This window comes from Brevibacillus sp. YAE8, from assembly GCF_057543335.1.
On the sequence record NZ_BAAIYG010000002.1, the window covers coordinates 12904 to 26443 of the forward strand.

General features: G+C 55.4%; 12 protein-coding genes. All 12 read right to left on the reverse strand.

The features are described 5' to 3' along the window. Positions 1-72: 72 nt before the first annotated feature. A complete protein-coding gene (gene udk / locus AC27IT_RS03000; protein ID WP_005832508.1) occupies positions 73-714 on the reverse strand; it encodes a uridine kinase in 642 nt (213 codons plus the stop codon). A gap of 42 nt (positions 715-756) precedes the next feature. Then, a complete protein-coding gene (locus AC27IT_RS03005) occupies positions 757-1401 on the reverse strand; it encodes an O-methyltransferase (protein ID WP_005832506.1) in 645 nt (214 codons plus the stop codon). A gap of 71 nt (positions 1402-1472) precedes the next feature. Continuing rightward, positions 1473-2573 carry an endolytic transglycosylase MltG gene (gene mltG, locus AC27IT_RS03010; protein WP_283859024.1) on the reverse strand — a complete coding sequence of 367 codons (1101 nt, stop codon included), beginning with the start codon at positions 2571-2573 and terminating at the stop codon, positions 1473-1475. A gap of 188 nt (positions 2574-2761) precedes the next feature. Then, positions 2762-4099 (reverse strand): GntP family permease, encoded by a 1338-nt coding sequence (locus tag AC27IT_RS03015; RefSeq protein WP_283859023.1) that lies wholly within the window; start codon positions 4097-4099, stop codon positions 2762-2764. Between the two features lie 12 nt (positions 4100-4111). Then, positions 4112-5305 carry an iron-containing alcohol dehydrogenase gene (locus tag AC27IT_RS03020; RefSeq protein ID WP_007782289.1) on the reverse strand — a complete coding sequence of 398 codons (1194 nt, stop codon included), beginning with the start codon at positions 5303-5305 and terminating at the stop codon, positions 4112-4114. Positions 5306-5370: 65 nt separating this feature from the next. Further along, positions 5371-6831, reverse strand: a complete 1461-nt coding sequence (locus AC27IT_RS03025; RefSeq protein WP_005832498.1) for a CoA-acylating methylmalonate-semialdehyde dehydrogenase — start codon at positions 6829-6831, stop codon at positions 5371-5373. A 25-nt stretch (positions 6832-6856) separates the two neighbouring features. Then, entirely contained in the window at positions 6857-7756 is a 900-nt protein-coding gene (locus tag AC27IT_RS03030; RefSeq protein ID WP_283859022.1) for an NAD(P)-dependent oxidoreductase, read from the reverse strand. A gap of 281 nt (positions 7757-8037) precedes the next feature. Further along, on the reverse strand, positions 8038-9495 hold the full coding sequence (locus tag AC27IT_RS03035; RefSeq protein ID WP_283859021.1) for a sigma-54 interaction domain-containing protein: 1458 nt from the start codon (positions 9493-9495) through the stop codon (positions 8038-8040). Between the two features lie 86 nt (positions 9496-9581). Continuing rightward, entirely contained in the window at positions 9582-9872 is a 291-nt protein-coding gene (locus tag AC27IT_RS03040) for a DUF1292 domain-containing protein (RefSeq protein ID WP_005832492.1), read from the reverse strand. Positions 9873-9878: 6 nt separating this feature from the next. Next, positions 9879-10295 carry a Holliday junction resolvase RuvX gene (gene ruvX / locus AC27IT_RS03045; protein ID WP_007782299.1) on the reverse strand — a complete coding sequence of 139 codons (417 nt, stop codon included), beginning with the start codon at positions 10293-10295 and terminating at the stop codon, positions 9879-9881. Positions 10296-10304: 9 nt separating this feature from the next. Next, a complete protein-coding gene (locus tag AC27IT_RS03050; RefSeq protein WP_005832489.1) occupies positions 10305-10565 on the reverse strand; it encodes an IreB family regulatory phosphoprotein in 261 nt (86 codons plus the stop codon). A gap of 121 nt (positions 10566-10686) precedes the next feature. Further along, positions 10687-13335, reverse strand: a complete 2649-nt coding sequence (gene alaS / locus AC27IT_RS03055; RefSeq protein WP_005832487.1) for an alanine--tRNA ligase — start codon at positions 13333-13335, stop codon at positions 10687-10689. Between the last annotated feature and the right edge of the window lie 205 nt (positions 13336-13540).

Sequence of the window (13540 nt, forward strand, 5' to 3'; positions counted from 1 at the left end):
GGCGAGAAACTTTTCCATGCAAAAAACACACTGCAACTGGCAGTGTGCTTTCGTTCAAAACCGGATTGGATGCTACAGCCTGGCTGGCTGCTGTTTTTCCAACAGGATGTTTTTGATTTTCGTCGACAAAAGATCGAGTGCCACGCGGTTGTATCCGCCTTCGGGAATGATGACATCCGCATAGCGCTTGGTCGGCTCGATGAACTGCAGGTGCATCGGACGCACAACATTCAAATATTGATTGACTACAGAATCCAGCGAACGGCCGCGCTCCTCGATATCGCGCACGATCCGGCGAACGATGCGCACATCCGCATCCGTGTCGACAAACACCTTGATATCCATAAGATTGCGAATCCGCTCGTCTTCTAAAATCAGCATCCCTTCGAGAATGATGACGTCCTTCGGGTCTACCTGGATTTGCTCGCTCTTGCGGTTGTGCACCTTGAAATCGTAAATCGGCTTTTGGATCGCCCGTCCTTGCAGCAGTTCCTGCAAGTGGTGCAAAAGCAGATCGTTGTCAAATGCAAGCGGATGGTCGTAATTCGTCAAGGCTCGCTCTTCTATACTCAGATGGCTCTGATCTTTGTAGTACGAATCTTGCTCGATCATCGTCACGCTATCGTTGCGGAACTGGTGATACAGCTCCTTTGCCACCGTGGTCTTTCCCGAACCACTGCCTCCTGCTACCCCAATCAATACGGGGTTACCCATGCCACATGTCCCCTTCCTCATGCTGCTTCTAACGAAATCACCCTACGGCTGCATGCGTTTCTTCAAGCTGACAGCCAGTCCGTCCCCTACTGGTATGAACGTCGTCTCCAAATCCGGCCGCTCTGCCAAATGCGCGTTGAAGGCGAGCAGCTTGTCCACCATCGGCCGTTGTCTTTTGCCTGCCTCGTCTGGCGTCGCCACCAATCCGCGGAACAGGACGTTGTCGCTGATGACAAGTCCCCCCTCCCGGAGCAGGGGCAAGTACAAATCGAGAAACGCCCGATACTGTCCTTTGGCCGCGTCGATAAACAGGCAGTCAAACTGATAGGAATCAGGCAGTCCAAGCGTCGCGTCGCGCAACAGGATTTCAACCCGGTCCGCGCAGCCCGCTTCCGCTACATTGGCCCGTGCCCGCGCCAGGCGTTCTTCATCTATGTCCATCGTGACAATCCGCGCCTGTGGTGCTGCTTCGGCAAGCCAAATGGTCGAATAGCCGATCGCTGTACCTACCTCCAAAATCGATTGGGGGCGATGCAGCAAAAGCAGCATTCTCATCACCTGAGCGGAAGCAAGCTGAACGATCGGAATATTTTCTTCGGCAGCTTCCTGTTCCAGTCGCGCCAGAAGCGGCGATCGCGCCGGAACCAGGCCCGACACGTAGTCGTCGATTGCGGGATTGGTTATCATGATTTCACTCCTCTTTCGTTACAACCGCATTATTATAGCATACCTCGCCAAAAAGAACAGAGGAAACCTGGTTAGTTTCCCCTGCTTTTTGCATCATTTGCGTTGTGCTCAGAAAGTGTTTTGGAGAAGTAATGCTCCGAGGTTCCGTCTTTTTTCGTGACGTAGAAAAAGTAGTCGTGCTGTGCGGGATTGACAACCGCTTCCAGTGAGGCTCTGCCCGGATTGGCAATCGGTCCCGGCGGCAAGCCCGGGTTCAGGTACGTGTTGTACGGGCTTTTCACCTTCAAATCTTCATACGTCAGCCGATCGCGTTGCTTGCCCAAAATAAACTGCACGGTGGCGTCGGCCTGCAGCGGCCATTTATCGCGGATGCGGTTGTAGTACACGCCGGCGACGAGCGGCCGCTCCTTGTCTACCGTCACTTCCCGTTCCACGATGGAAGCGAGGCTGACCGCCTCATCGAGCGTCAGTCCGCGCTGTTTGAGCTGCTCTGTCCACTGCGGCTGCCATACTTTCTCGAATTGGGCCAGCATCCGCGAGACGACTTCATGCGCAGTGGCGTCCTTGTCCACCTCGTACGTCTCCGGGAACAAATACCCTTCGAGACGGTGCTTGCGATCCTTGTTTTTCGGAATCTGCGCCACAAATTCGTACTCCGGAAATTCTCCTTCGTTCACTTCTTTCAGAAAAGCTGCTTTCTCGACAATGCCTTCCTTGTCCAGATGTTCGGCAATCTGCTCAATGTTCCAGCCTTCCGGGATGGTAAAACGCGCTGCGTTCACTACCGTTTTTCCCTCTGCCATCGCCGTGAGCATATCGTCAATGGCTTGTCCTGTTGTAAACTGGTACTCGCCTGCCTTCAGTTGCGGGGCCACGCCTTTGTACTTCACGTAGTACTGGAACAGATCGGCATTGCGGATCAGCCCTTGCTCTTCCAGCAATCTGCCGATTTCCCGCACGGAAGAACCAGTGGGAATCGTCACGTTTTTGGCCGTTTGCGGTCCGTCTACGGGTTGCAGTCCTTCGTACATATACCACGCTGCTCCCCCGGCAGCCACGATGGCGATGAGAAACAAGGCTACCAGCCACATGACAATCCGGCCGCCTCTCCTGCGCCGGTACGCAGCAGGTCTGTCTGATCTGAAATCAGGCTTCGCTGACATTGGTTTCAAGCTAGAAATCCTCCCTTTAGGGTCTCTTCTCTCCATCCTGTCTATTATACAAGAGCTGTCATTCGCTGTCACTGCATACGGTTTTTTGGCGAAAAAAGACAAAAGATCAGGAATGGTAGCGAAAACTCTCCACTCAAAAAAAGCGCTGCCCGGTAGCAGCGCTTGCAGCACACTTTTGAACTTTTCTCTCAAGTAAACATCATGTACAAAACGATAGCCAGGCAAAGGACAGCAAACGGGATGACGACACTCAACACAAAAATCGGTCGATAGGCCCGCTGATGGGTTTCATGGCAGACCGCGCGCACAGTCGTCACGATGTATCCGTTATGCGGCAGCGAGTCGAGAGCGCCGGAAGCGAGCGCAGAGATGCGATGCATGGCTCCCGGGTCCAGACCTTGGCTCATGTAGATCGGCGCCAAAATCGGCAGGGCGATGCCCAAGCCACCGGAGGCAGAGCCTGTGATCGCGGCAATCAGCGTGACAGACAGGCCCAGACTCACGTATTCCAGGCCCTCCAGCCCCACGAGCGTATCCACAATCGCGCTAAAAGCAGGGACCTTCGCCGCCACAGCTCCGAAGCCGACGACCGCGCACGTATTGGCCGTGGCGATCAGGGCGTTTTCTGTCCCTTTGGCAAACATCGCCCAGTAATGTCTCGCGTATTTGTTCATCAGCACAAGCCCGGCGAATATCCCGATCAAAAGCGCGATCAAAACGGCGGAAGTAGTGGAAATGTAAGAGGACAATAGGTTGAGCGCTGCGACAACGAGGACGAGCGGAGCTATTGCCAGCAAAATAGGCGGCAGCTTCGTCTCGGCTGCTTCTGCGGCGGTCGCCGCGACTTCCTCGTTTGCCGAGCCGGCTGCTTTCGGGTCGTACGTATATCCGAAGCCTTCGCCGTTTTTCACCGCTTTCGCAACGGCGCGGCTCAAGTAAAGCCCGCCAGACACCATCAGCAACAGCGCCATCGCGACGCCGATCCAGCCGCCCGCCCCAGGCGTCGTCCCGAAAAACTGGGTCGGAATCAAGTTTTGAATTTCCGGCGAGCCGGGGGACGTCATCGTGAACGTAATCGAGCCGAAGACGAGCGCGGCGGGAATGAACCGATGCGGAAGGTCGGCTTCCTTGAACAAGGCTACCGCAATCGGATAGACAGAAAAGGCGACGATAAATACGCTGACGCCCCCATACGTCATGATCGCGCACGCCGCCACGACAGCGAAAACGGCCCGACCCGCTCCGAGCTTTCGCCGTACCCAGTCGGCGATCGCTTTCGCTGCCTGCGTGTCCTCCATCACTTTTCCGAAAACAGCGCCGAGCAGAAACGTCAAAAACCACGATTTAAAAAAGCCCGTGAACCCGTCCATGTAATGGGTCGACATCGCTTCTTCCAGTCCCAGCCCGCCGCTTGCCGCCACCACGGCAGCGCACACGATGGCCGCGACGATGATGTTGATGCCGCGCATCGTCAAAAAGATGAGCAGACCTAATCCAATTATCAAGCCGAAAAAGCTGAGCAGCATGCCCTCATCTCCTCACGCATTTTGTAGCTTGCCGCGAAAATCGTAGTCATAGGCAATGTGATACAGCCGGACAATCTCCTCAACTGTAGGAATTTTCGGATTATTACCCGGACTTCCGCTCGCCAAAGCGTCCACAGCCATCTTGGGCGCGGCCTTCTGGAAGGCCTGCTGGTCAATTCCCCAATGGCGCAAGCTCGGAATGTGCAAATCGAGGCACAAGCTCTTGATCTCTTCGATTGTCGCTTCTGCCGCCTGCTCGTCAGAAAGCGCTTTGATTTCCGGCTGCATCAGCCTTCCGATTTCGGCGAGCCTGCCCACTGCCGCCTCTTTTGTATAGGCCAGCACGGCAGGCAAGAGCATCGCGTTTGAGATGCCGTGCGGGACGTGGAAAACGGCTCCGATCGGCCGGGACATGCCGTGCACGAGCGCGACAGACGCATTGGAAAAGGCGGCGCCAGCCAGCATCGAGGCAAACGCCATCTTGTCCCGGGCCTCGAAGTCCGCTCCGTCTTCGTACGCGCGCCGCAAATGGGTGGCGATCAGCTCAATCGCCGTCCTTGCCCATATGTCGGTAGCTGGCTGGGCGCGCCGGGAGAGGTAGGCTTCAATCGCATGGCAGAGAGCATCAATTCCTGTCGCTGCCGTAACATTCGGCGGGCAGGACACGCTCAACAGCGGATCGACAATCGCCGCGTGCGGCAGCAGCGCGGGGTCTGCGAGCATCATTTTCACCTGGCGGGCCGTATCGGTAATGACGGTCATTTTCGTCACTTCCGAGCCTGTGCCTGCGGTCGTCGGCACGGCAATCAGCGGCAGCGGCTTATTGACAACCGTTTTGGCTTTGGCGACGTACTCCGCGATCTGCCCTTCATTGGTCATCAGCAAAGCGACTGCTTTTGCCGTATCGAGGCAGCTCCCGCCCCCTACGGCCACAATCACGTCGCACCGTTCGTCCCGGCAGAGGGCCAGCGCTTCCGCGAGATGAATGTCCGTCGGCTCTGAATCCACTTTCGCATAGGTGACGCAAACGAGGCCCTGCGCCTGCAAGTGCTCTTCGCAGGCAGCTACATTGCCCACCTTTTCCATCACCGGATCGCTAATCAACAATGCTTTTTGCCCCAGTCGCCGCGCTTCCTGGCCGACCTCGGCAAAGCTTCCTTGCCCGTAGACGATGCGCTGCGGCATCAACAGTTCATGAAACGCCATGACGGCTCCCTCCTTGAATGGGGGCAAACGCTGCGCTCGCCCCCTGATCCGTTTCTTTAGACAAATCAGAACCAGCGGGCGGTCACCGTTTTTTTGCGGGTGAAAAACTGGACGCCATCTGTTCCGTTCGTGCCCAAATCCCCGTAAAACGACGCTTTGTTGCCAGCAAAGGTGAAAAACGCCATCGGCGCAGGCACGTTGACATTCACGCCAATCATGCCGGCATCAATATTTTCGCGGAAATGGCGCACGTTTTCGCCAGAGGTGGTGTAGAGTACGGCTCCATTGGCAAAATTCGATTTGTTCGCCAGCTCGATCGCTTCATCCAGGCTTTTCACCCGGACGATGCTCAAGACCGGGGCAAAGATTTCGTCCTGCCAAATCTTCATCTCCGGCGTGACCCCTTCAAAAATGGTCGCCCCGAGGTAGTAGCCGTCCGGCAGCTCCTGCATCACGCTTCTGCCATCAAGCAGCAGGCTTGCTTCTTGCTCTTCGCCGCTCTCGATATAGCTGAGCGCCCGCTTGCGGTGCGAATCGCGAATGAGCGGAGCGATAAAAGCCGATTCGTCCAGCGTATCGCCTGCCAAAAGCTGCTTCGCCTCCTCTACGAGACGGGCGATAAACGCATCGGCAATATCCTCCATGACACACACGACAGAAGTTGCCATGCATCGCTCTCCGGCACTGCCAAAAGCCCCGTTGATGATTCCTTGCACGGTTTTCTCCAGGTGGCAGTCGGACATGACTACCGCGTGATTTTTCGCCCCGGCGAGAGCCTGGACCCGCTTGCCATTGGCTGCTCCGGTTTTGTAGACGTACTCCGCCACTGGCTGGGAGCCGACGAAAGAAATCGCTTTGATGGCGGGATGCTCCAAAATGCCGTTGACGACGTCGTGGGCGCCGTGCACCATGTTCAGCACCCCTTTTGGCAGACCTGCTTCCATCATCAGCTCTACCAGCTTTTCAGCCAAAAGCGGCGTGCGCTCGGACGGCTTCAGCACAAAGGTGTTGCCGCATGCGAGAGCGAGCGGGAACATCCACAGCGGAATCATCATCGGGAAGTTGAACGGCGTAATGCCAGCCACTACCCCAAGCGGGTAACGGTACGTGACCCCTTCGATGCCCGTGGCAATTTCCGGCAGCGCCTGCCCCATCATCAGCGTAGGAGTCGCGGTAGCCACTTCCAGCGCCTCAATGCCGCGCTGCACCTCTCCGCGCGAGTCTTTGATGTTTTTGCCGTTTTCTTTCGTAATGATGACCGCCAACTCTTCGGCGTGCTCCACCAGCAACTGATGGTAGCGGTACAAAATGCGCGTGCGGTTGGGCACAGGCGTTTTTCGCCACCAGGTGTACGCTTCCTCCGCCGCCTTCACCGCCGCCTCCAGGTCTTCGCGGGAAGACAGGGGGACTTCGGCAATCACTTGCCCGGTGGCCGGATTGATAACCGCTTCGAAGCGATCGGAGCTGGACGGAATCCACTCGCCGTTAATAAAGTTGCGGATGCGTTTGACCGCTGTTGTCGTCATGAAAAACTCTCCTCTCCGTAAATGGTTACGATTGAACCGCGCTTTGCGACTGGCAGATGTAGGCGTACAGGGCAGCCATATCCTGCTCGCCAAAGCCGGCTTCCTGCGACTGCTCGTAAATCGCGAGCAGCTCGGCCGTGATCGGCAAGGACAGGCCGGACTGCTGCGCCATCTCCTGGGCGATCCGCAAGTCTTTCAGCAGCAAATTCAACGAGAAATGGGGCGCGAAATCGTTGGGGGCAATGAAGCTTTTGTAATTGCGCTCGTAGATGCGACTCTGCCCGTAGCTGACATTCAAAATGTCAAACAGCAGGTCGAGGTCGAGGCCCATCTGCTTTGCCAGCGCCACCCCTTCGCTGACCGCAGACGTGTAAAAGCCGATCAGCAAATTGTTGATGAGTTTGACCGCCGTGCCGCTGTCCACTCGTTCCCCGACGTGAAAAATATTTTGGCCGAGCGCCATAAAAACCGGATAGACGCTGTCGTACAGCTCCTTCGGGCCGCCGACCATAATCGTCAACGTCCTGTTTTTCGCCCCGACAACCCCGCCGCTGACAGGGGCGGCCAAATACCCGATTCCCTTTGCCTGGCTCGCCCGTGCCAGCCGCTCGTTCAACTGGGGCGTTACTGTGCTCGTATCGACTACAGTCTGTCCGGCCCGCGCATGTTCCAGGATGCCGTCCAGGCCTGTAAAAACGCTTTCAACAATGTCCGGCGAAGGCAGGCTGGTGAGAATGACGTCTGTTTTTTGCACGACCTCCGCGACCGTCAAGCCTGTCTTTCCGCCGACGGCTGCAAATTCCAGCTCCGCCTTCGCATTGACGTCGAAGCCGTACACTTCATAGCCCGCTTGTACCAAATTGGTCGCCATGGGCATTCCCATATTGCCAAGACCGATGATGCCGATTACAGGTGTATCCACCATATACTTCCCCCTCTGTCATTTGTTCGCGCTGGCAGCGGTTGCGAAAAGTTTCCTTGACGAAGCTGGCATTCCCAAGCCTGAAGCCGCCGAAAGTCCCCGCTTCCCCCGGAGCGCAAGCGCTCCCTTTTGACTATCGTTATCTAGCACATTGCATGCCAGCAGACGATGATGTTGCCGCGCCGCTTCTTTTTTGAGTCTGACTGTTCAGAAAATACAAAAAGTGTCCAGACATTACACAACGATTGTCTAGACACTTTTTTCAGCGACCGCCTGCTTACCGCTTAACCCAGTTGATACTTGTTCAGCTTGTTGTACAGCGTCGCCCGGGATATGCCGAGCTTTTTCGCTGTCTTGGACTTGTTGCCGTTCATTTCCTGCAGTACTTCGAGGATGCGCTTTTTTTCATCCTGCTGGCCGCGCTTGACCGAGACAGGCTGCTTCCATGACGCGCTTGGCTCCTGCTCGCCACGCCAAGCCCCTTTGCCGAAAAAAACTTCCGTCAAATCACTCGTCCGGATGCGATCGTCCTCGGACAAGGTGACGAGCCGCTCGACCGTATTGACCAGCTCGCGGATGTTGCCCGGCCAGTCGTAGTTCATCAGCAAAGACATCGCTTCCTTGTCGATGTCTTTTGCCGGCATGTTGTTTTTCTGGCTGATCGCTTGCAGTTGGGCGGCGATCAACAGCGGGATATCCGTCCTTCTTTGTGCCAGCGGCGGAATGTGAATCGGAATGACGTTCAGGCGGTAGTACAAGTCTTTGCGGAACGTCCCCTCCCGCACCATTTCCTCCAGGGAGCGATGGGTAGCCGCCACCAGGCGAAAATCGACAGGTATGCTCTTCGTTCCCCCGACCCGCTCTACTTCCCGCTCTTGCAGCACGCGCAAAATTTTCGCCTGCATGTGCAGCGGCATGTCCCCGATCTCGTCGAGAAACAGCGTCCCTTTGTTCGCCAGCTCGAATTTGCCTGGCTTTCCGTCTTTTCGCGAGCCGGTAAATGCGCCTTCTTCATAGCCGAACAGCTCCGATTCGAGCAAATTTTCCGGTATAGAGGCGCAATTGACACTCACGAGCGGTCCGTTTTGAAACGGGCTTAAATAATGAATCGCTTTGGCAAACAGCTCCTTGCCCACACCGCTCTCTCCGGTCAACAAAATCGTAGCGGACGTTTGTGCGGCGCGGCGGGCGATTTTTTTCGCCTCGGCAATCGACTCGCTTTCTCCGATGATCTGGTCAAAGGTGACTTTGTTGCTTTTCGGCTTCGGCGATTCGAACACGATCCGGTTGTCGCCGATTTTCTCGTGCAAGATTTGCATGCGCTCAAAAATTTTGTACAGCTCCGACACGCCTTCAAAAATCAGCATGCCGACTGCGCCGATGACCTTGTTGTCCTTCCAGATCGGGATGCGGTGTACGACCATGTCCTGGCCGAGCAGCCGATGCGCCTGGTTTCGCTCCGGTATCCCTGTTTGCAGCACGACCGGCAAACGCGTATTTTCGATCACTTCCTCCACATAACGCCCGACGACATCTTCTTTGCGCACACTGATAAAGCGGCAGTACGCATCGTTCATCATTCGTATGTAGCCGCGCTCGTCCACGATCGTAATGCCTTCGTACGCGGTATCGAAGCAAACTTTGAACCATTCGATTGAATTTTCAAGCTCTTTCAACCGTTTTTCGGCTTCCTTGTACTTTTCCCAAATCAGTTCGGAGCCGGATGCGCCCGTGATATCCATTTCGCTTTCTCCTATCTGTTTGTTTTCGTCCACAAAACAGTTATTTTGATAGGAAAAAGAGAGGGCATGCGCCCCCTCTCCAAATATTAAATCCCGTCTTTCTCCAAATCAGCAATCAACGTTTCGAAGGTCGCTTCTACTTGCTCCCACTCTTCATCGTCTTCGATTGGCTGCAGCATGTCCGTACCGTCGTAGCGCAGGAAGTGAACCTCGTACTCTTCTTCTTCCTCCTGATCGACCGGAACGAGCACCAGGTAGCTGCGGTCCTCGATATCAAAAATGTACATGATCCGAAAATCGCGCGGCTCCTCCGTTCCCTCTTCTGTCAGGGCAATCACGTCGCCTACTTCGAATTCTTCCATCATCTCTTCACTCACTTTGGGTCACCTCGATTTCGCGTCCAAAAATCCTTGCAGGATCAATGTGGCCGCCATTTTGTCTATTACTGTCTTGCGCTTTTGACGGCTGACATCCGCAGAGATCAGCATGCGCTCCGCTGCCATCGTCGTCAATCGCTCGTCCCACATGTGGACAGGAAGAGATGTCCGTTCCTCCAAAAGCTTGCCGAATGCCTGGCACATCTCGGCGCGCGGTCCGATTGTGCCATTCATGTTTTTCGGCAATCCTACTACGAAAGCACCTACTTGATAGTGCGCTACCAATTCCTGGATGCGGGCCAAATCTTTTTCCTTTGATTGCCGCTTGATCGTTTCCACCCCTTGGGCGGTCCACCCCAGCTCATCGCTGACCGCGATGCCAATCGTCTTGTCGCCTACATCCAATCCCATCAATCTCGTCATGTTCAAGGTCTACTTGCGCTCGGACAAGTAAACGGTCACCAACTCTTCTATGATTTTGTCCCGTTCCAGTTTGCCAATCAGGCTGCGCGCGTTGTTGTGGCGAGGGATAAACGCCGGGTCGCCAGAAAGCAAGTAACCGACGATCTGGGTGATCGGGTTGTATCCTTTTTCCTGCAGGGCTTTGTACACCTCTGTCAATGTTGCCTGCACATCCGCCGTATTCGCTTCCTTGGGCACCGTGAATTTCATGGTATTATCCAACGAACTCACAATCAACACCTCGATTTCCTTCAAGACTTAAAGGTTGTATGGACTTTTCGCTTCCTTACTGTATTCGACTCGGATGCAACCTACTCCTTGTCGATTTTGCAAATTTCTTGGCGGGAATCGGCTATTTCGCTACGGCCTGGCTTTTGACCAGCTCCGCGACCGCATCCAATGCCTCTTGCAGCTTGGAAGGATCTTTTCCGCCCGCCTGCGCCATGTCAGGACGACCGCCGCCGCCGCCGCCGCAACGGGTTGCCACTTCCTTGATGATTTTTCCGGCGTGGATGCCTTGATCCATCAGGTCTTTGGTGACGCCAGCCACGAGATTGACCTTCTCGCCATCGACGGAGCCGAGCACGATCACTGCGGAGCCGAGCTTGTTTTTCAGCTCGTCCACCATGCCGCGCAGGTTGTCCATGTCAGAAGCCGATACGCGGGTAGCGAGCACGTTCATGCCGTCTACTTGCTTCAGTTGATCGGTCAGGGATGCCGCTTCGATGTTGCCCAGTTTGGCACGCAACGATTCGTTTTCACGCTGAACCTCTTTCAGTTGCTGCTGCAAGCTCTCCACGCGCGCAGGCGCTTCTGCCAGCACAGGTGCTTTCAGTGCGTGAGCCACTTCTTTGAGCGTCGTGAACTGCTGGTTCAAGAACTGGTAAGCCCCGCGTCCGGTCACAGCTTCGATCCGTCGCGTACCCGCGCCGATGCCGCTTTCGCTGACCAGCTTGAACAGTCCGATTTCGGCCGTGTTATTGACATGGCATCCGCCGCAAAGCTCCAGGCTGTAGTCGCCGACTTTGACCACGCGCACGATGTCGCCGTATTTTTCGCCAAACAGCGCCATCGCGCCCATTGCTTTGGCTTCCGCCAGCGGCTTGTTGGAAATTTCGACAGCCAGGTTTTCCCACACTTTTTCGTTGACGATCGCTTCGATGCGCTCCAACTCTTCCGGCGTGATCGCGCTGATGTGCGTGAAGTCAAAGCGCAAACGCTCCGGTGCCACGAGGGAACCTGCCTGATTGACGTGCGTGCCCAATACGTCTTTGAGCGCCTGGTGCAGCAAGTGTGTCGCTGTATGGTTTTTCGTAATCGCCAGGCGAGCTTCGCGGTTTACTTCCGCGCGAACAGTGTCGCCTTTGCGCAGTGTGCCTGCTTCGATGATGACAGAGTGAACGTTTTGGCCCTTTGGCCCTTTTTGCACGTCGGTTACGCGCGCTTTGACAGAATCGGAGAGCAAGTACCCTTCGTCGTTGATCTGACCGCCGCTTTCAGCGTAGAATGGCGTCTGGTCGAGAATGACCTGTACCGTTTGGCCTTCTTCTGCTTCGTCAGCCAACTGGTTGTCCAAAATAATCGCTTCTACTTTTCCTGTTGCTACCAATTCAGTATAACCAACAAACTCGCTTGTAACCGTCAATTCGGACAACGGCCCCCCCTGGATTTGCATGCTGTCCACGTCCTGACGGGCTGCACGCGCACGTTCGCGCTGCTCCTCCATCGCTTGCTCGAAGCCGTCGCGATCCACTGTCAGACCTTGCTCGTTCGCGAAGTCCTCTGTCAGATCGACCGGGAAGCCGTATGTGTCGTACATTTTGAACACATCTTGACCGGACAGTTGCGATTGGCCGCTTTCTTTTGCCGCCTTCACCATCTCGGACAGGATCGCCAGTCCGTCGTTCAGCGTCTCGTGGAAGCGCTCTTCCTCCGCACGGATCACTTTTTCAATGAACTCGCGCTTTTGCACAACTTCCGGGTAAAATTCGCCCATCATTTTGCCGACTGTTTCGGTCAGGCTGTACAGAAACGGCTTCTCCACACCGAGCTTTTTGCCCATGCGCACAGCGCGGCGCAACAGACGGCGAATGACGTAGCCACGGCCTTCGTTGGAAGGAAGCGCTCCGTCCCCGATCGCGAACACGACCGTGCGCGCGTGGTCCGCAATGACTTTCAGCGCTACGTCCAGCTCTGGGCTTGTCTTGTACTTCACGCCGGAGATCGCGCTCGTTTGCTCGATCAGCGGGAACAACAGGTCTGTTTCGAAGTTGTTGTCCACGCCCTGGAGAATGGAGGCCATCCGCTCCAGCCCCATGCCGGTGTCGATGTTTTTCTTAGGCAGCGGCGTGTAGGTGCCGTCCGGGTTGTGGTTGAACTGGGAGAACACCAGGTTCCACACTTCGAGGTAACGCTCGTTTTCGCCGCCCGGATACAGCTCCGGATCGTTCGGATCGTTGCCGAACTCCTCTCCGCGGTCGTAGAAAATTTCCGTATTCGGACCGCTCGGACCTTCCCCGATGTCCCAGAAGTTGCCTTCCAGACGGATGATGCGCTCTTCCGGAATGCCGATTTTTTTGTTCCACAGCTCAAACGCTTCTTCGTCTTCCGGGTGAATGGTGACGGAGAGCCGCTCCGGATCAAAGCCGATCCATTTCGGGCTGGTCAAAAACTCCCATGCCCACTCAATCGCTTCTGCCTTGAAGTAGTCGCCGATAGAGAAGTTGCCCAGCATTTCGAAGAACGTATGGTGGCGAGCCGTGCGGCCAACGTTTTCAATATCGTTGGTACGGATTGATTTTTGCGAATTGGTGATGCGCGGATTGTCTGGAATGATGCGGCCGTCAAAATACTTTTTGAGCGTCGCCACGCCGCTGTTGATCCACAAGAGGGACGGGTCGTCGATTGGAACAAGCGGAGCACTCGGCTCGATGCGATGTCCTTTTTCTACAAAAAAATCAAGGAACATCTGGCGGATTTGATTGCCTGTCAGCTTCTTCATCTGCATTCTCCTCTGTTAAGAAAAATAAATAAAAAAGCTCCCATCCCCTCAGGGACGAGAACTGTTTTTTCTCGCGGTACCACCCTGCTTACAGACTCCATTGCAGGCCAAAAGGCGCGGACAGTCTGTCGCTTTTGGGCATGTAACGGTGCCAACCCGCCGGTTTTTGCCCGGTCTTAGGAGTAGCCTTCCGTTGCACTTCTTC

Coding starts and splice junctions, on each gene's coding strand:
- AC27IT_RS03035 (WP_283859021.1), bottom strand. CDS start 9,495: ATGGATATCACGGGCGCATCCGGCTCCGAACTGATTTGGGAAAAGTAC.
- AC27IT_RS03030 (WP_283859022.1), bottom strand. CDS start 7,756: ATGGTGGATACACCTGTAATCGGCATCATCGGTCTTGGCAATATGGGA.
- AC27IT_RS03025 (WP_005832498.1), bottom strand. CDS start 6,831: ATGACGACAACAGCGGTCAAACGCATCCGCAACTTTATTAACGGCGAG.
- AC27IT_RS03005 (WP_005832506.1), bottom strand. CDS start 1,401: ATGATAACCAATCCCGCAATCGACGACTACGTGTCGGGCCTGGTTCCG.
- AC27IT_RS03020 (WP_007782289.1), bottom strand. CDS start 5,305: ATGGCGTTTCATGAACTGTTGATGCCGCAGCGCATCGTCTACGGGCAA.
- ruvX (WP_007782299.1), bottom strand. CDS start 10,295: ATGACGAGATTGATGGGATTGGATGTAGGCGACAAGACGATTGGCATC.
- AC27IT_RS03015 (WP_283859023.1), bottom strand. CDS start 4,099: ATGCTGCTCAGCTTTTTCGGCTTGATAATTGGATTAGGTCTGCTCATC.
- alaS (WP_005832487.1), bottom strand. CDS start 13,335: ATGAAGAAGCTGACAGGCAATCAAATCCGCCAGATGTTCCTTGATTTT.
- udk (WP_005832508.1), bottom strand. CDS start 714: ATGGGTAACCCCGTATTGATTGGGGTAGCAGGAGGCAGTGGTTCGGGA.